Raw genomic sequence first — 17,450 nt, forward strand, 5'->3', positions numbered from 1 at the left:
CATATCCCTTCTTAGCAATCCAATATTTTCTTTATTGACTAAAGTTTAACATAGCAGGCTATTGGGTTTCCTCTTTAAACAGCGGAAACCCCGGATAGCTGCACGCAAAGAGCGCCTCCATCCGGGGTTCTGTTTTCCATGTTTTATTGATCAAATCGGCCCTTCAATAAGCCACCCAGCTAAGTCCGGTCGTCCCTTCACCCGCATGCACGCCTACGCACACACTGAGCTGCACCACTTGGACTTTCAGATCCGGAAACTCCTGCAAGAGCTCGTTCTTCCAGATTTTCGCATCCGCGGCATTATTGCAGTGATTGACCGCAACTTCCGGCACGCTGCCCGCCGCCATATCCGCGCGGAGTGCATCCATGACGGAGTTTTTTGCTCGCTTGTTCGAGCGGACCTTCTCTTTCATGACCGTTTTGCCGTCTTCAAATGTGATGACCAATTTGATGTTCAGGACATTGCTCAAAAACGCCTGCGTCCCGGACACACGCCCGCTTTTATGCAATTGGTTCAGGCTTGAGGGAATAAAGGACAGGTGCGATTTCGCCGCCATCCCCTTAAGCGTGGCAACGACTTCCTCTGCCTCCTTGCCTTCAGAAAACAGCTTGGATCCGGTCTCGATCATCTTCACCATCGGAAACGATCCGATCAGCGAATCGATCGGATACACCTTGAAGTCCGCCATCTCTGCAGCCGACTGCGCCGTCGCGAATGTCCCCGATAGCCCGCTCGACAAATGCAAAGCAACCGCAAAATCGTATCCTTCCGACTGCAGCTTTTCATATAAGGAAAGCATGTCGCCGATGGCAGGCTGTGACGTTTTAGGCGATACTTTCGCCATGCGCAATTTATCGTAAAATTCCTCTTGTGTCAAATCAATCGATTCCTTGTATTCGCCATCCCCGAAAATGACGCTAAGTGGAAGTACATATATATCATGCTTTTCGATGAATGCTTCATCCAGCTGCGCTGCCGTGTCCGTAATCCAAGCTATTTTCTTCATCTATAAATTCTCCTTTGAATGCAATTCCGTATCGGAAGCAGCTTTCTGCTACGGATAATTTACCTGACGGAACAAGGCGCGGCTAGTGATAACTGTCATATAAGCTGAAACTTTTGTAAGCGTTGACATAATTTGAACTTATTCTGCTTTCAGGGGCATTTTTTGCACACAAAAAAGCCCCGCACCATTTATTGGTGTGAGGCTTTCCTGATAGAGCCGGTTTTATTCAGCGAACGGCAATCCGTTGCTCGAACGCCTGAAGCAATGCCCGCACTTCATCGGTCGAATCCGTCTTCAGCAATCGGCTTCTTAAATCATCGGCATCCGGAATCCCGCTCACATAAATCTTGAAGAAGCGGCGCAGCGGACGGAACGGCAGCGGCTCTTCTTCGTTGGAGTATTTGTCATGCAGATCCAAGTGCAGCTTTAACAGGTCCAGCATTTCCCCAGCGCTGTGACCGCGCGGCTCTTTTTCGAAAGCGAACGGATTCTGGAAAATCCCCCGCCCGATCATAACGCCGTCGATGCCGTGTTTTTCGGCCAGTTCCACACCGGTCTGATAATCCGGAATATCCCCGTTGATCGTCAGCAAGGTATCAGGCGCCACTCTATCCCGCAAAGCCTTGATCTCCGGAATCAGCTCCCAATGCGCCGGCACCGCGCTCATTTCTTTTTTCGTGCGCAAATGGATCGACAGATTGGCGATGTCCTGTTCCAAGACATGGGTCAGCCAGCCCCGCCACTCTTCGACGTCCGTATATCCAAGACGCGTCTTCACACTGACCGGCAAGCCGCCCGCTTTGGCGGCTTGGATAACTTCCGCCGCATTATCTGGATAACGGATCATGCCGCTGCCTTTGCCCTTCGCAGCCACGTTCCCTACCGGACAGCCCATATTGATGTCGATGCCTTTGAAGCCCCGCTTCGCCATCCCGATGCTCATTTCCCGGAATTGCTCCGGAATGTTCCCCCAGATGTGCGCGACGACCGGCTGTTCATCTTCTTCGAACGTCAAGCGCCCTTCTTCACTGAAAACCCCATCCGGGTTGCAATAGCTTTCCGTATTCGTAAACTCCGTAAAAAACACATCCGGCCGAGCCGCTTCCGCTACTACTTTGCGGAATACCACATTCGTGACTTCCTCCATCGGCGCCAGGATAAAAAACGGCCGCGGCAACTCACGCCAAAAATTCTCTTTCATATCCAAATTTCAATCCTTTCACTGCAGGATGCAAGGCACGCCCTGCATCCAAAAATCCATCGTGCATCTATATTGAAAATAAACCCTACCAATTTTATCGGCTGAATCATTTCGTTTTTCTTTAACCTTGTATAGTTTACATGAGTCGCGCGATTGTGGAAAGTGACGTGATTTTCTTCACACAGAAAGCGCCAACTCCCGGTAAAGGAGTTGGCGCTTTTAAGTTTCGGAACTCTTAGGAGAAGTAAGAATAAATGTTATACATGCGAATTACTGTTTAATGACTTGTGTTCACTTAAAGTTTTTTTAAAAGCCTGATTTTCAATCGCAAATTCAGCAAGCAACGGAATAATCATATCTTCCATAGGCGGGTTGTGAAGGCCCGCTCTCACATCCCGATAATATCTTTGCAGAGGGGTCTTTTCTGAAAGACTATGAGCACCCGCTATCCTCATTGCTAAATCAACAATAATGACTGCTGAATTGGTGACAGCTACTTTTACTGCTCCCAATTCCGGCGTCATTTTTGATTTTTCTTCTCCATTTGACTCATCCCACTTCTTAGCTACAGAATATAGAAAATGCCTTGCTCTTACTAATTCCAATTCAATCTGGCCAATCTTTTGCTTAACAGTCGGCAATTCTATGATTGAACCGGTGATGCTATTTGGCGAGTATTCTTTTGCAAAACTGATTGCATAATCCTGTGCTGCTTGTGCAATTCCGAGGTAGCATGCTGGAATATGAAGTAACCATCCAGCTGCCCGTTTTTGTCCAGGTTCAAGAATTTCGACTAAAGAGTCTTCCGAAACCTTAACGTCATTTAATATCAAATCATGACTCCCGGTACTTTTCATCGCTACACTATCCCAAGTTTCTTCTATTTCTACTCCCGTTTTTGATTTCGGAATGAGAAAACATCCAATTTCTCCTGTCTCTTCAATCACCGCTGTTACGTTAAAATAATCTAGAACTGGAGCCATTGTCGTAAATGTCTTCCTGCCATTAATAACCCAATACCGCCCATCCTTTTTAGAGGTCGTGGAAGGTTTCCCTCCTCTTGTCGGGCTTCCTGTTTGTTTTTCTGTAGCGGCATTATTGATTAATGCTCCATTTTCTTTTACATCGTCAAACAAAGTTTTTTGTACGGAATCTTTCCATCTATTTGTTTCTCCCAAATCTTTGATGATCCCCATATGCCAGCCGATCGACAACCCAGTTGATCCATCTGCCTTACTAATAACTTCTTGATAACGTAGTAATTCATATAAGGAAATCCCTTGTCCTCCATATTTAGTGGGAATCGTCAATGCAGGATAATTAATATCCTTTAAATCTTCAATATTCTCAAACGGAAATCTTCCTTCAAGATCATTTTGAACTGCTCTTTCTGAAAAAGAGGCGACCGTATTTGTTAATATATGTAGACGTTCTTCAAAGGTCTTAGCTGCTATGAGATCCATGTCCACTTCACCTCTCTCTTCTAAATTACGAGTATATATTCAGTTTATTAATTCCAAGCTTCTAGCATAATAAACCCGTCATACTCTTCATTGGATTCAATATATTTTTTAAATTCGTCTGATTCATATGCTTCTTTTAGATCTCTCGCCCATTCTGTGTCCTCATTCTCTTCTTCGATAGATACAATGATCCGATGCTGTTCAGGTGTATTTTCAATTTTTAAAGCATCTGTAATTTTTCTATCCGGGGCACTTGCAATATAATTACCATTTACTATTCCGAAGTCAATATCCTGAAGTGACACAAGAATTTGAGCAGGGTCTAAGACTTTAATGTCAATGTCGTAATCGGCTGGTTTAACACCACTAAGGTTAAAATCAGTTACATCAGCACCATCTGCGACAGTCACCCACCCTAACTCCTCAAGAATATTTACTGCCCTTTCTTGATTTACCGGATCATTCGGTACCCCTACTGTCGATCCATCTTTCACTTCATCCAGTGAACTATGATGTTCAGAATATAACCCTTGAGGAGCACTCGGCACATAAACAATACCTGTCATATTCATATCTAGTTCATCATTGATCCCTTCCATATAGGCTGTACTTTGAAAGATACTCGCATCAATTGAACCTTCTTTCATAGCCGGATTTAATTGCATATTCTGAGAGAATGTTGTCATGTCAACGGTGTACCCTTTCTCCTCTAAGATAGGCAAGATACCTTCTTTGAATTGTTGTTCATAAGTGCCGACTCCAAAACCGACTTTCACTTCTTTTTTATTTTCTCCTGAGGCTTGGCTCTCATCGCCACATCCCGCTAATAACAAAGCAACCGAAATTCCTAATGCACTACCTAAAAGCTTTTTCATCACTCATCTCTCCTTATTTATAATTCCTTCTAAAACCCAAAGCTTCTTTTCGGTCTTACTCCCATTCTCTCAAATTTATTTAATAGAAAAGAGCCCCTCTCAAAAATAAGAAGAGGGACTCTCGAATCGGCTCTTCTCATCTTTCAAGTGCATGGATATCGCACCTGCTGGATTTGGCACAGTTTCAAATCGGAATGTTTTCCAATTAGATCCGCTGCCGAGGCATCAAAGGGCCAGTCCCTCCACCTCTCTAGATAAGAATTAATCTCTATTCAATTTTTAATACTTAGTAATTTGATATGATTAATAAGATAACATATGAATAATTGCATTACAATACTTCACAGTAAATTCATTTACTATTTCGTTTATATAAGAACAGCAGAAATTATGTTTTATCTCTTTTGATTCTACTTAATATAATCCAAAAGAAAAAAAACTCCTTCTCGTATAGTGAGAAGGAGTTTTTTGAAGTTGCTGATGATATTACATCCTGCCGCCCATATCAGGCATTCCCTCCATTGGTGAAACTGGTTCCGGGATGTGTGCTACGACTGCTTCAGTCGCTAGGGAAAAACGATTTGACGCTTATTTCCACATCGTATTCTTGTACTGAGCAATAAACAAATCTGTTATTTTTCTCTTCGTGCTAATTCAATATGGAACATTATTTTGGCACTCTAATGCTTTTGAATTTCAGAAAGTTTCTAATGATTGGCATGACTGATGCACGCATCGTTATATCTCGAAACATTAATTTCCATTTCGACTCTGGCAAAAAGAAACTTGCAAATTGGCGAGCTGATTTCTGGATTTTAGTTACTTGGGGAACCATTAATGAATCATACTCAGAAAGAGCTTTTTTAATATCATTTTTTGATTCGCCTAAGCTACGGGCTAATGTGTAGGCCCCTGCCATAGCTAACGATGAGCCTTGCCCTGCAACTACAGATACACAACCGCAAGCATCACCTACAAGTGCCACACGCCCTTTTGTCCATGTCGGCATTTCAGTTTGAGCAACGTCATCAAAATAAAAGTCAGTTGCCTTCTCGCTTTCCTGAAGAAGACCAGGGACTACCCAGCCCATATCCCCGAAGTTTTTCTTTAATTCCTTCATTCCCTCTTGATGTGAGTAGTGTTTTAGTGAGCTCCCCTTACTTGAAAAAAGGAAAAATGTTGCTATCCGATTTCCCCTTATAGGATATATACTAACTTGTCGTCCAGGCTCAGTAATCGTATCAAATGTATGATCAATTTTATTATATTTGGATGTTTTATCAAATGTAAATGCCACCGTTTGATACCCCATTGAATGAACATAATTTTCTTCTGCACCAAAAACAAGTTTTCGAACTTTTGAATGTATGCCATCTGCTCCAACTAACAAATCACAGTTGAGTTTTGTGTCGTTTGAAAGCTTTACGAGGATTCCCTCCTCATCTTGTTGCAGAGATTCAATCGTTGTACTATTTGTTACTGGTACTCGATCTTTTATGCGCTCATAAAGTACCCGTTCTAAATCTCCCCGCATGAAATTAAAGTGGCGGTCATTTAATAATTGGCGTAACGATTGATACTTTAGAGAATATTTAGTTGTTCCGTCAGTTCTTTTAATATTGAGTGCTTCAATAGGATAATGAATCTTCTCTAGTTCTTTGAGTAGACCCATTTTTTCGGCAACGTCATATCCAGCTCCAAAAAAGTCCATCATGTAACCCTCTTTTCGAAGCCCCGGAGCTTTCTCAACTATTTGAACCGTGTAGCCTTCACGCTCTAATTGATCGGCTAAAGTTAAACCCGCAATACCCGCACCTACAATCAGAATTTTCATTATATACCCTCTTTTCTTTTATAATCCGGGTTTTGAGTCTTCAAATTTCCCTAAAAGATAAATTCGATCCGAGGTTCAAGTTCAATTAGAAATTAGCCATAATTCATTTGATCACCGTAAACATAAAGCATCACCAGCCTCATCGCAGCTCCATACACAGCGATACTTGCTTCCTTACTCTCAACACTCGAAAAAAATCCGAGTGTTCTTCAATAGAGGAATAGTAATTATAGATGGTTCCGACTCCTGCCAGAGCTTGTTTAGCTATTTCAGAAATCGCAATCAGTTGAAATCCTTTATTAGAAAAGAATCACTGGCTACTTTGATAATCTTGTTTTGAATTTGTAGATGATATACTAAATCGAACGGTTAGAAAATAAAAATAGCTCAAGTGGGTAACACAGTAGTTAACGCGAATCAACTAAAGGAGTGTCCCTAAATGAGCTTTGTTCATATCGTACCACGGGAAAGCATGGTAATCGAGAGTTATTGCTCGGAAGAGAAGCCGCTGTCTTACATCGTTAGGAATTGAACCGTAGCAAGAGTACGATCAGCTATGAGCTGAAACGCTGTAACTTTGAATTTAAAGTACTGGCGTTGTTCCCCTTCTCCTGACACTCCATGAGAAAACCTTTAACGTGATTAGAAGTCATAGTTTTAACGTTCAGAACACCATTTCTATGATAGTAATCGATGAAGCCGCCTAACAATACTTTGTAATTCTAAATATTACTCTTAGTAGTATTGTTAAATTTATGGACTTGTAAGAAATCTTAAAATGCAAATTTAACTAACAAAAAAAGACTACCTCCTTTTAATTCAGGAAGTAGTCTTTTAAATACAAACTATTTATAATCTAGACAGCTTCTCAAAATTGAGAAACTTTAAATTTACATCATGCCGCCCATGCCACCCATATCAGGCATTCCGCCCATTGGTGAAGCTGGTTCCGGGATGTCTGCTACGACTGCTTCAGTTGTCAGGAACATCGCTGCAACAGAGGCTGCGTTTTGTAGTGCTGAACGCGTCACTTTTGTTGGATCGACGATTCCTTGCTCAAGCATGTTGACCCATTGGCCGTTTGCTGCGTTGAAGCCGATGCCGACTTCTTCAGATTTCAGGCGGTGAACGATGATGGATCCTTCAAGGCCCGCGTTTGTTGCGATTTGGCGAACTGGCTCTTCCAAAGCGCGAAGAACGATTTTGACGCCTGTTGCTTCGTCGCCTTCTGTAGAGTTCAGAAGTTCTTCGACTTTATTGTATACGTTGACAAGCGCTGTACCGCCGCCTGCTACGATTCCTTCTTCAACTGCTGCACGAGTTGCGTTCAAAGCGTCTTCAATGCGAAGTTTGCGCTCTTTCAACTCAGTTTCAGTAGCCGCTCCGACTTTGATGACTGCAACGCCGCCGGCAAGTTTCGCTAGGCGCTCCTGCAATTTCTCTTTGTCGAATTCAGAAGTTGATTCTTCCAATTGGTTGCGGATCTGTGTTACGCGGGCAACGATTTTCTCTTGGTCGCCAGCGCCTTCAACGATTGTTGTGTTTTCTTTCGAAACGACGACTTTAGTTGCGCGTCCAAGCTGAGCGATGTTCGTCGATTTCAGCTCAAGGCCAAGATCTTCCGTAATCACTTCAGCGCCAGTCAAGGCAGCAATGTCTTCAAGCATCGCTTTGCGGCGATCGCCGAATCCAGGAGCTTTAACAGCCACTGCATTGAATGTTCCACGAAGTTTGTTCACGACAAGTGTTGCCAATGCTTCGCCTTCTACGTCTTCAGCAACGATCAACAACGGCTTGCTTTGCTGAACCACTTGCTCAAGTACCGGAAGGATTTCCTGGATATTGCCGATTTTCTTGTCTGTCACAAGGATGAACGGGTTATCAAGAACCGCTTCCATCTTGTCTGAATCCGTCACCATGTATGGAGACTGGTAGCCGCGGTCGAATTGCATCCCTTCAACCACATCAAGTTCCGTTGTGAAGCCGCGTGATTCTTCCAAAGTGATAACGCCGTCGTTGCCGACGCGCTCCATCGCTTCAGCGATCAAGTTGCCCACTTCAGCGTCGCCGGAAGAAATCGCCGCAACTTGTGCAATCGATTCTTTGCCTTCGATTTGCTGGGAAACAGCTTTCAAGCCTTCAACAGCACTTTCTACAGCCATTTCAATCCCGCGGCGGATGCCGACAGGGTTCGCGCCAGCTGTAACGTTCTTCAAGCCTTCACGGATCATAGCCTGCGCAAGGACCGTTGCAGTTGTCGTACCATCACCTGCGATGTCGTTCGTTTTAGAAGCAACTTCCGCCACCAATTTCGCACCCATGTTTTCGAATGCATTTTCAAGCTCGATTTCTTTTGCGATCGTTACGCCGTCATTCGTGATGAGGGGTGAACCGAATTTCTTCTCAAGCACCACGTTGCGCCCTTTCGGCCCAAGCGTCACTTTCACTGCATCTGCCAATTTATCAACACCGCGCAGCATCTGGCTGCGTGCATCTTCGCTGAATAAAATCTCTTTTGCCATATTAAGTTTCCTCCTCTATCAATTGGAAAATATAATTTTAAAAGTTCACTGTAAGGTTTATTACTAAATGATATGGAGTAACGCAGCGGAGACTCCCGCGGGACAGCGCAGTGCCGAAATCCACTCGGGCGCTAAGCCCGAGTTAGTTCGGCGCAAGCCCGCAGGAAAGCGCAGCTGCGTTACGGAATATCATCTTGTGCTATTAGCCTAATACAGCCAAGATATCGTTTTCGCGTAGGATCAAGTATTCCTTGCCTTCGTATTTAAGTTCAGAACCTGCATATTTCGAGAAGATGATCCGGTCGCCTTCTTTGACGTCCAGCTCAGTGCGCTGTCCATTGTCACGGATGATTCCGTTGCCTACAGCGATCACTTTGCCTTCCTGCGGTTTTTCCTGCGCTGAACCCGGCAGTACAATCCCGCTTGAAGTTTTCTCTTCTGCTTCAACAAGCTCGATGATTACGCGATCTCCTAGTGGTCTTAACAATTGAAACACCCTCCTCAGATTATCTAAATATTCTACATTAGCACTCTCACTCTTTGAGTGCTAACCCACTTCTCAGTTTAATAAAATCACCTGTCATTTGCAAGTCAAAACATTCTACTTTTTTAAATCTTTGCGGTTGGGAAATGAAAGTTCTACAATAGAGGGAGCAAGCTAATTATGAGAGGAATTTAATTTAATGAAAATAAATTTTAAAGCCAAGGCCGACACCGGCCGCTACGGCAAAAGCAAAGTGAGCCTCAGCGCGAAGCGCGGAACGAAGAAAACGCCGCTTTACATCCTGCTGCTGTTTATCGCCGTCCAATTGTCACCGGTTTTATTCATCACACCGACCATGGAATATTTTATGGGCCAAGGCATGACCCGCGCCGAGGCGAAGCTTTCCACTTCCGGCTGGCTCATTGCGGCCTCGATGGGCATCGGGTTCATTGCCGCAATCATCCTGATCCTGCGGGATAAACGCTTTTTCGATATCTGGAAAGGCAAAAAAGCCGGCCCGTTCGCGGCGGTCGGCTGGGGGCTTCTCGGCTTCCTGCTGCTCTTAGTCGGGCAATCGCTCGCTGCCATGATCGAGATTGCGATCGGCATCGAGCCGGGCTCCGAGAACACGATGGGGCTTGTGCGGATTGCGGAAGCCGTGCCATTGACAATCCTGGCCGTGGTCCTTTTCGGGCCGGTCCTTGAAGAGCTGGTTTTCCGCCGCGTCGTTTTCGGCTCGCTCAACCAGACGACAAACTTCTGGATAGCGACGTTGATCAGTGCACTGGTCTTCGGCCTCGTCCACATGGAATTCACGCACCTGCTGCTGTATTTTACAACCGGCCTGATCCTCGCCTTTTTGTACCAGCGGACGAAGCGCATCATCACACCGATCATTGCACATATCCTGTTGAACGGCTATGTCATGCTCATCCAGCTGAATATGGAGAAAATCCAGAACTTCCTCAAGCAGATGGAAAATCTCCAATAGAAAAAAGCCTTCCCCGAATCAATTCGGCGGAAGGCTTTCTTGTTGTTCTTCAATGGCGACTTGCTGTTCGCCTTTCAGGAACTTGCGGTACCCGATGCGGGCGATGACAATGCTGAACTCGTACAAGAGCAGCAGCGGCACCGTCACCATCATGTGCGAGACGATGTCCGGCGGCGTGATGAACGCAGCGATTGTGATCAGCACGAAATACGCGTATTTGCGGTATTTGGCCATCAGCATCGGCGTGATGATGCCGAGGCGCGTCAGGAACAGCATGAGCACGGGCAGCTGGAAGATGAATCCGAACGGCAGCGTGATCTGGAACAGGAACTGGAAGTATTCATTGATGCCGATTGTCTCCTGGATATCGAGGTTGTCCGAGATGTTCAGCATAAAGCCGATGACATACGGGAACAGCACGAAATAGGAAAACGCCAATCCGCTGAAAAACAGCAGCAGCGCGAACGGGATATAGCTCAGTGTCGCGGTCCGTTCCTTGTCATGCAGCCCCGGGCTGATAAATGCCCAGAACTGGTACATGATCACGGGCGACGTGAGGATCACCGCAAGAATCGTCATCACTTGCATGTAGATCTTGATCGGATCGGTGATTTTGAACGCGTTCAGCGTCAGGTTCTTCGCTTCTTCGGTGAACTGCAGGTAACGGATCAGCGGTTCAGCGAGGAAGAAGCTGAGAATGAGCGCTAATATAAAGAAAACGGCGATGATGGTCAGCCGTTTTCTCAATTCGCCTATATGTTCAACTAACGTCATATCTTTTTGATTCATCGGACAGACATCCTATCGTATTTCCTTTTGCTCTTCTTTCTTCTTAGCATCTGCGTCGTTGTCTTCATCCATCAAGCCTTTAGTAGCGTTCTTGAACTCGCGCAAGGAAGAACCAAACGCTTTTCCGAGTTCCGGAAGCTTTTTAGGGCCAAAAATGATCAGTGCAACAATACCGATGACAATCAAACTAAGTGGACCTGGAGCCATTAGAGACACCTCCTGTAATATGCTTTCATTTTACATCATTCACTAGGGTTTGGCTATTTCGAAAGGCTGGCCAAATGTGAAGGTTTTAAGTCATTGCTGCTTGATCTGATAGATCAGCGTCTGCAGCTCGACGGAAAGATCGATCGTCTGGACGCGGATATGGTCCGGCACCGAAATGCGGACCGGCGTGAAGTTGAGGATCCCTTTGATGTTCATCTTCGCGAGGCGGTCGGTCACTTCCTGGGCGGAGCGCGACGGGACGGTCAGGATGACGACTTCGATGCCGTATTCGGCGATCTTCTCCTCGATGCGATCCGGGTGGAACGTATCGATGCCGCTGATCTGCTCCCCTTCGGCTGGGCTGTTCGTATCGAACGCCAGGACGATCTTGGTGTTGTGGTTGCGCTGGAAATTATATTTCAAAAACGCACTTCCCAGATGCCCAACGCCGATCAGGGCAACATTTGTCGCTTCATCCTGGTCGAGCGTCTTGCGGAAAAACGCCAAAAGGTCCTGAACGTCATAGCCGTAGCCCTTTTTGCCGAATGCGCCGAGATGCGAGAAATCCCGGCGGATGGTCGCTGAATCGATTTTCATCGCTTCGCTCAGTTCCTGGGAGGAAATCCGCTTCTGCCCCGCATTCGCGAAGTTCTGGATAAACCGGTAATATAGCGGCAGGCGCTTGGTGGTGGCCTGTGGAATTTTAAATGGTTCTTGTTGCATGCAAGGTCCCTCCTGAGGAGCTTTTCAAATCGATACTATCTTACATTAGGCGCCCCCATATGTAAAGCTGGCTCAATTGCGAACGGGCGCCCCATCGGCTACACTTAATAGAGAATAGAGGTGACCTGCATGATAGTGCTACAAGTAAACCAAGTCCATAAATCGTTCGGAGCGGACGAGATCCTCTCCGGCGTGAAACTGGAAGTCCAGCACCGCGACCGCGTTGCCCTCGTCGGCCGCAACGGTGCGGGCAAATCGACGCTTTTGAAAATCATATCCGGTGAAATGTCTTATGACAGCGGCGAGATCATCATGCCGAAAGATCTGACTATCGGCTATTTGGAACAGCAGACCGACCTGGAGTCCGATGCGACGATCTGGGACGAGATGATGACCATCTTCATCCACTTCCGTGAACAGGAAGCCCAGCTGCGCCGGCTTGAAGCGCAAATGGCGGACCCTGGCGTCTACAACGATGCCGAACAGTACGGGAAGGTCATGAAAGAATACGACGCCTTGCAGCATAGCTTCAAGGACGCTGGCGGCTATCAGTTCGAAGCTGACACCCGCACCATTCTCCATGGCATGAAGTTCTACCCGGATGACTACGGCAAAAAAGTGGTTTCATTGTCCGGCGGCCAGAAAACGCGCCTGATGCTGGCCAAGCTGCTGCTGGCAAAACCCCAGCTCCTCATACTCGATGAGCCGACGAACCATCTCGACATCGAAACGCTGAGCTGGCTCGAGAATTACCTGAAGAACTACCCGGGCGCCATCCTCATCGTGTCGCATGACCGCTACTTCCTCGACCAAGTCGTGACGCTTGTCTATGAAGTGTCCCGCCACCGCGTCAAGAAGTTCACCGGCAACTACAGCCGCTACCTCGACGAGAAAGCGAAGCAGTACGAACTCGACATGAAGCAATTCGAAAAGCAGCAAGGCGAGAAAGCGAAGCTTGAGGACTATGTCCAGCGCAACCTTGTGCGCGCATCGACCACGAAGATGGCGCAGAGCCGCCGGCGCGTCCTGGAGAAGACCGATTGGATGGAAGCGCCGGACGGCAGCGAGAAATCCGCCCGTTTCGGCTTCACCATCGCGAAGCAGAGCGGCAACGATGTGCTGAACGTACGGGACCTGGCCATCGGCTATGGCAGCGAGCCGGTTTCCGAGAACATTTCCTTGAAGCTGTACCGCCAGGAAAGCATGGCGCTTGTCGGGCCGAACGGCGTCGGCAAGTCCACGCTGCTGAAGACGATCATGAAGGAACTGAAGCCGCTTGCCGGCGACATCCATTACGGCACCGGCATCCAGTTCGGCTATTACGACCAGGAGCAGGCCAACCTGAAAGGCAATAAATTGCTGCTCAATGAATTATGGGACGATTACCCGCACGTCAACGAAAAGGACATCCGCGGCATACTCGGTCGCTTCCTGTTTTCAGGGGATGATGTGCTGAAGCCCATCTCCACCCTTTCCGGCGGGGAGAAAGCCCGTGTGGCGCTGGCCAAGCTGATGATGCAAAAAGCGAACGTCCTGCTGCTTGATGAGCCGACGAACCATTTGGACCTCGACAGCAAGGAAGTGCTCGAAAATGCGTTGATCGACTATCCCGGCACGATCCTGTTCGTCTCGCATGACCGCTACTTCATGAACCGGCTGGCGACGAAAGTCATTGAGCTGACGAAAGAAGGCGCAACCGAGTACTTGGGCAATTATGATTACTTTATTGAAAAGAAGATTGAAATTGCCGAGCTGAAGGCGCTGGAAGCCGCTGAATCTTCTGTCGCGGTCAAAGCCGCTCCGGTGGCGACCACTTCCCAGATCGACAAGGAAGCGAAAAAGCTCGAACGCCAGCTCTTGCGCCAAAGCGAAGAAACCGAACAGGCCATGGAAGGGCTCGATTCGCAGATTGCTGAAATCGAAGCGCAATTATGCCTCCCGGAAGTTTTCCAGGACCATGAACGGGTTCTTCCGCTTCAGACCGAACTTGAAAAGCTGAAGGCCAGCCATGAAGAAAAGATGGCCGAGTGGCTCGAATTGCAAGAACAATTGGAAAAAGTGCAAGCCTGACCGCATACATTTGTATGCGGTTTTTTGTTATTCTACATCTAGGTCAATACCTTTTCGCAAAATATTTATTTCCACAAAGTTGCTAACAAGAGAAGCGAGATTAAATCAACTATCAACAGGGTTTTCCACATTATCCACAGTTCATAAAAATGTTATCCACATAGTTTTCCCGTTCTATCCATACAATATGTAGAAATAAGAGTGTTTTCACGATAGTTATGAACATCTTATTCACAATTTGTGCATAAGTACAAATGTTCTCTATTGACAGATAAAAGATTCTTCGTATTGCGAAGCATGCCATAAAACACAAAAAAGCCCGAATTTGCTGACCTTTCAAAGGTGCAAATCCGGGCTTTTTCATTTAATTCCAAGAACCTAATTCCATGCCGGGACGGCCGTTCATAGCCATGTTCCCAGTGATGCCTTTTTCGAACATCACCGTTCCTGCAGCCGCGATCATCGCAGCATTGTCCGTGCAAAGCGGCAATGAAGGGATGTAGAACGGAATACCCTTTTTCTCGAATGCAGCGGCCAGCGATGTTCGAAGCCCTTTGTTCGCTGCCACACCGCCGGCGGCGATCACTTGGCGGACATTGTACTGTTCGGCTGCCCGCACCGCTTTGCCGGTAACGACTTCAACGACGCTGTTCTGGAAGCCTGCCGCTACATGTTCCGGAGATACGTTCTCCCCGCGCTGCTTGGCATTGTGCATATAATTCAGGACAGATGATTTCAATCCGCTGAAGCTGAAGTCGTATGATCCTTCTTCCAGCCAAATTCGCGGAAAGTCGATTGCACCGTCGCTTTTATTCGCCAAGCGGTCGATGTGCGGACCGCCCGGATACGGCAGATCCAACGTTCTTGCCACTTTATCGTAAGCTTCCCCTGCTGCATCGTCGCGGGTTTCGCCAATGACATCGAAATCGCCGTGTTCTTTCATATAAACCAGCTCCGTGTGGCCTCCGGAAATGACAAGCGCCAATAGCGGAAATTCCATTTCCTGCTCCAGCCGGTTGGCATAAATATGCCCGGCGATATGGTGCACGCCGACGATTGGCAATCCATGCGCAAATGCGAACGCTTTTGCGGCATTGACGCCGACAAGCAGTGCGCCGACTAGGCCTGGCCCTTCCGTTACAGCAACCGCACTCAACCCTTCAGGCGTCATTCCGGCTTGCGCCAACGCTTCTTCAATAACAAGCGTAATCTGTTCAACATGGTGCCGCGAAGCGATTTCCGGCACGACTCCGCCAAACCGCTTATGGCTTTCAATCTGGGATGCAACGACGTTCGAGATGATCTCCACGCCGTTTTTCACCACTGAAGCTGCTGTTTCATCGCAGCTCGTTTCAATTCCCAATACGTATTTATCTTCACTCATCGAATTTCACCCACATTACTATGGCATCTTCCTGGTTATCGGTATAATACCGCTTCCGGATGCCACCATTTTCAAATCCCAGTTTCCGGTACAAATTTTGTGCGACATGGTTGCTGACACGCGCTTCGAGCGTCATGAGGACCGTCCCTTGTGCTTTCGCGACATCCATCGCTTCCCGCATCAAGCGTTCCCCAAGCTTTTTCCCACGCTCTTCCGGCAGGACTGCCACGTTCGTGATGTGGCATTCATCAAGCACCAGCCACATCCCGCAGTAGCCGACAATCCGGCCGTCAACTTCGGCCACCACATAATAGGCATGATCATTGTATTTCATTTCATGAAAAAAAGACTCTTTCGTCCAAGGCAGCGCAAATGACAGCTTCTCGATTTCGTAAACCTGATCGATATCCGCTTCCGTCATTTTGCGGAAAGTCACATCGCTGCTCATGGCGTCCGCCCTTCCTGTCCTTTTAAATAATTCGCTTCCGCTTCCGTGATCCGTTGGTATTCCGGCACGGCATGATGGGTGTTCTGCGCTTCCGAGCCCTTTGCCAATAAAATCAGGTTAGAAGCTCGGGGCAAGCGGTTTTGCGGGCCGCTGAAATGCGCCAAATCTCCAAGAGCCTCCCGGATAGCCGCTTCATGGACCCCAGCATCAATCCCGGTAAACAGGACAGGACGGCCAAACTCCTTAACTTTCCCGAGGAATTCGTGGACGTCGCTGTGCTGGTCTGCCAGCACCGGTGCCAAATCTGCACCTTCGTACAAGCCGAGAAATGCGGTGCCTCTGCGGGCATCCATAACCGGACAGACGAGCCCTTCGAAATGCTGTCCATTCGCTGCCAATACTTTTAGGCTCGAAACCATATGCAAAGGAATCTTCAATGACCAGGCGAGCGTTTTCGCAATCGTCAATCCGATGCGCACGCCTGTATAAGACCCCGGCCCTTCCGCAACGGCTATATGCGTCAAATCTTTCGGGGCCACTTTTGCCTTTTTCATCATTTCTTCGATGGCCGGCATGGCAGTGAGCGAATGGTTGATTTTCAAATTTGTTGTTTCTTCTATCAATACGGTATCATCTTTCATCAATGCGACCGCGAGCGGTGAATTGGATGTATCGATCCCCAGATAAATCATATGTTTAGCTCCTTGCACAAAAATTCATAGCGCGCGCCGACCGGATGCAGCCTGACGGACCGGCGGTCTTCTTCTTGCCGGGTAAGCGTGATTTCTAAACGCTCTTTCGGCAAATAGTCCTCGATGAACTGCGCCCATTCCACCACCGATACCGCATCGCTCTCAAACAGCTCATCAAAACCGATGTCTTCATCGCTGTCTTCTAAGCGGTATACATCCAGATGGTTCAAATTCAGATGGCCTTCGTATTGTTTTACGATTGTAAACGTCGGGCTATTGACCATTCGGCTAATTCCGAGCCCCTTGGCAATGCCTTTGGTGAACGTCGTCTTGCCTGCCCCCAGATCGCCTTCAAGCGTCAGCACATCCTGCGGCTTGAGAAATCTGGCCAGCTTTTCGGCAAAAGCCATGGTTTCTTCCGGCGAATTCACTTCAATTGTATAATCCATTTTTTCGTCACCTCTATAGAGTCTGTACATAGTGTAGCGGAGAAACACCTGTAAATCAAAAAAATCCGCTTGCCGGCGCTATGGAGCGTTTCAACACAAAAAAAATAAACACAGCCAGATCGCTGTGTTTACTCTAAAAAATACGGTCCCGACCGGGATCGAACCGGCGATCTCCTGCGTGACAGGCAGGCATGTTAACCGCTACACCACGGGACCAAAAAAAAACAGACCAGCGACGTCCTACTCTCACAGGGGGAAACCCCCAACTACCATCGGCGCAAAAGAGCTTAACTTCCGTGTTCGGGATGG

General features: G+C 47.3%; 16 protein-coding genes, 1 tRNA gene, 1 rRNA gene and 1 riboswitch. Of the genes, 2 read left to right on the forward strand and 16 right to left on the reverse strand.

The window, feature by feature from the left end:
- Positions 1-163: 163 nt before the first annotated feature.
- The 7 genes from ACFSDB_RS09770 to groES form a co-directional block, all read right to left on the reverse strand.
- Positions 164-1,009: a DegV family protein gene (locus tag ACFSDB_RS09770; RefSeq protein ID WP_204892112.1), complete on the reverse strand. Its 846-nt coding sequence runs from the start codon at positions 1,007-1,009 to the stop codon at positions 164-166.
- Positions 1,010-1,235: 226 nt separating this feature from the next.
- Positions 1,236-2,210, reverse strand: coding sequence for a tRNA dihydrouridine synthase (locus tag ACFSDB_RS09775; protein WP_204892113.1), 975 nt, complete (start codon positions 2,208-2,210; stop codon positions 1,236-1,238).
- 257 nt (positions 2,211-2,467) lie between these two features.
- Positions 2,468-3,673, reverse strand: coding sequence for an acyl-CoA dehydrogenase family protein (locus tag ACFSDB_RS09780; RefSeq protein ID WP_204892114.1), 1,206 nt, complete (start codon positions 3,671-3,673; stop codon positions 2,468-2,470).
- Positions 3,674-3,720: 47 nt separating this feature from the next.
- Entirely contained in the window at positions 3,721-4,548 is an 828-nt protein-coding gene (locus ACFSDB_RS09785) for a MetQ/NlpA family ABC transporter substrate-binding protein (protein WP_204892115.1), read from the reverse strand.
- 133 nt (positions 4,549-4,681) lie between these two features.
- Positions 4,682-4,809, reverse strand: a riboswitch (SAM riboswitch).
- A gap of 406 nt (positions 4,810-5,215) precedes the next feature.
- The gene (locus ACFSDB_RS09790; RefSeq protein WP_204892116.1) at positions 5,216-6,382 is read right to left on the reverse strand and encodes an FAD-dependent monooxygenase; all 1,167 of its coding nucleotides are present in this window, start codon (positions 6,380-6,382) and stop codon (positions 5,216-5,218) included.
- 890 nt (positions 6,383-7,272) lie between these two features.
- On the reverse strand, positions 7,273-8,904 hold the full coding sequence (gene groL / locus ACFSDB_RS09795; RefSeq protein ID WP_204892117.1) for a chaperonin GroEL: 1,632 nt from the start codon (positions 8,902-8,904) through the stop codon (positions 7,273-7,275).
- Positions 8,905-9,106: 202 nt separating this feature from the next.
- Positions 9,107-9,391 carry a co-chaperone GroES gene (gene groES / locus ACFSDB_RS09800; RefSeq protein ID WP_204892118.1) on the reverse strand — a complete coding sequence of 95 codons (285 nt, stop codon included), beginning with the start codon at positions 9,389-9,391 and terminating at the stop codon, positions 9,107-9,109.
- Positions 9,392-9,587: 196 nt separating this feature from the next.
- Here groES and ACFSDB_RS09805 point away from each other — a divergent pair, with 196 nt between their 5' ends.
- A complete protein-coding gene (locus ACFSDB_RS09805; protein WP_204892119.1) occupies positions 9,588-10,379 on the forward strand; it encodes a CPBP family intramembrane glutamic endopeptidase in 792 nt (263 codons plus the stop codon).
- A gap of 18 nt (positions 10,380-10,397) precedes the next feature.
- On the opposite strand, the gene tatC is transcribed toward ACFSDB_RS09805, so the two are convergent.
- The 3 genes from tatC to ACFSDB_RS09820 all read right to left on the reverse strand — a co-directional run bounded on the left by tatC (position 10,398) and on the right by ACFSDB_RS09820 (position 12,098).
- Complete coding sequence (tatC, locus tag ACFSDB_RS09810) at positions 10,398-11,168, reverse strand: twin-arginine translocase subunit TatC (RefSeq protein ID WP_204892120.1); 771 nt, start codon at positions 11,166-11,168, stop codon at positions 10,398-10,400.
- 12 nt (positions 11,169-11,180) lie between these two features.
- Positions 11,181-11,375 carry a twin-arginine translocase TatA/TatE family subunit gene (locus ACFSDB_RS09815; RefSeq protein ID WP_204892121.1) on the reverse strand — a complete coding sequence of 65 codons (195 nt, stop codon included), beginning with the start codon at positions 11,373-11,375 and terminating at the stop codon, positions 11,181-11,183.
- Between the two features lie 90 nt (positions 11,376-11,465).
- Positions 11,466-12,098 (reverse strand): redox-sensing transcriptional repressor Rex, encoded by a 633-nt coding sequence (locus ACFSDB_RS09820; RefSeq protein ID WP_204892122.1) that lies wholly within the window; start codon positions 12,096-12,098, stop codon positions 11,466-11,468.
- A gap of 129 nt (positions 12,099-12,227) precedes the next feature.
- Between ACFSDB_RS09820 and ACFSDB_RS09825 the strand changes: the two genes are divergently transcribed.
- On the forward strand, positions 12,228-14,168 hold the full coding sequence (locus ACFSDB_RS09825) for an ABC-F family ATP-binding cassette domain-containing protein (protein ID WP_204892123.1): 1,941 nt from the start codon (positions 12,228-12,230) through the stop codon (positions 14,166-14,168).
- Positions 14,169-14,532: 364 nt separating this feature from the next.
- Here the strand turns inward: ACFSDB_RS09825 and tsaD are convergent, their stop codons facing one another.
- The 6 genes from tsaD to rrf form a co-directional block, all read right to left on the reverse strand.
- Positions 14,533-15,552: a tRNA (adenosine(37)-N6)-threonylcarbamoyltransferase complex transferase subunit TsaD gene (gene tsaD / locus ACFSDB_RS09830; RefSeq protein WP_204892124.1), complete on the reverse strand. Its 1,020-nt coding sequence runs from the start codon at positions 15,550-15,552 to the stop codon at positions 14,533-14,535.
- The gene (gene rimI / locus ACFSDB_RS09835; RefSeq protein ID WP_204892125.1) at positions 15,545-16,000 is read right to left on the reverse strand and encodes a ribosomal protein S18-alanine N-acetyltransferase; all 456 of its coding nucleotides are present in this window, start codon (positions 15,998-16,000) and stop codon (positions 15,545-15,547) included. Before rimI ends, tsaD begins: the two co-directional genes overlap by 8 nt.
- A complete protein-coding gene (gene tsaB / locus ACFSDB_RS09840; RefSeq protein ID WP_204892126.1) occupies positions 15,997-16,692 on the reverse strand; it encodes a tRNA (adenosine(37)-N6)-threonylcarbamoyltransferase complex dimerization subunit type 1 TsaB in 696 nt (231 codons plus the stop codon). Before tsaB ends, rimI begins: the two co-directional genes overlap by 4 nt.
- Positions 16,689-17,141 carry a tRNA (adenosine(37)-N6)-threonylcarbamoyltransferase complex ATPase subunit type 1 TsaE gene (gene tsaE / locus ACFSDB_RS09845; protein ID WP_204892127.1) on the reverse strand — a complete coding sequence of 151 codons (453 nt, stop codon included), beginning with the start codon at positions 17,139-17,141 and terminating at the stop codon, positions 16,689-16,691. Before tsaE ends, tsaB begins: the two co-directional genes overlap by 4 nt.
- Positions 17,142-17,284: 143 nt before the next feature.
- Positions 17,285-17,357 (reverse strand) — tRNA-Asp (locus ACFSDB_RS09850).
- Between the two features lie 11 nt (positions 17,358-17,368).
- Positions 17,369-17,450, reverse strand: a 5S ribosomal RNA gene (rrf, locus tag ACFSDB_RS09855); the annotation flags it as partial.

The organism is Planococcus chinensis (assembly GCF_042681545.1).
Classification (GTDB): Bacteria; Bacillota; Bacilli; order Bacillales_A; family Planococcaceae; genus Planococcus; species Planococcus chinensis.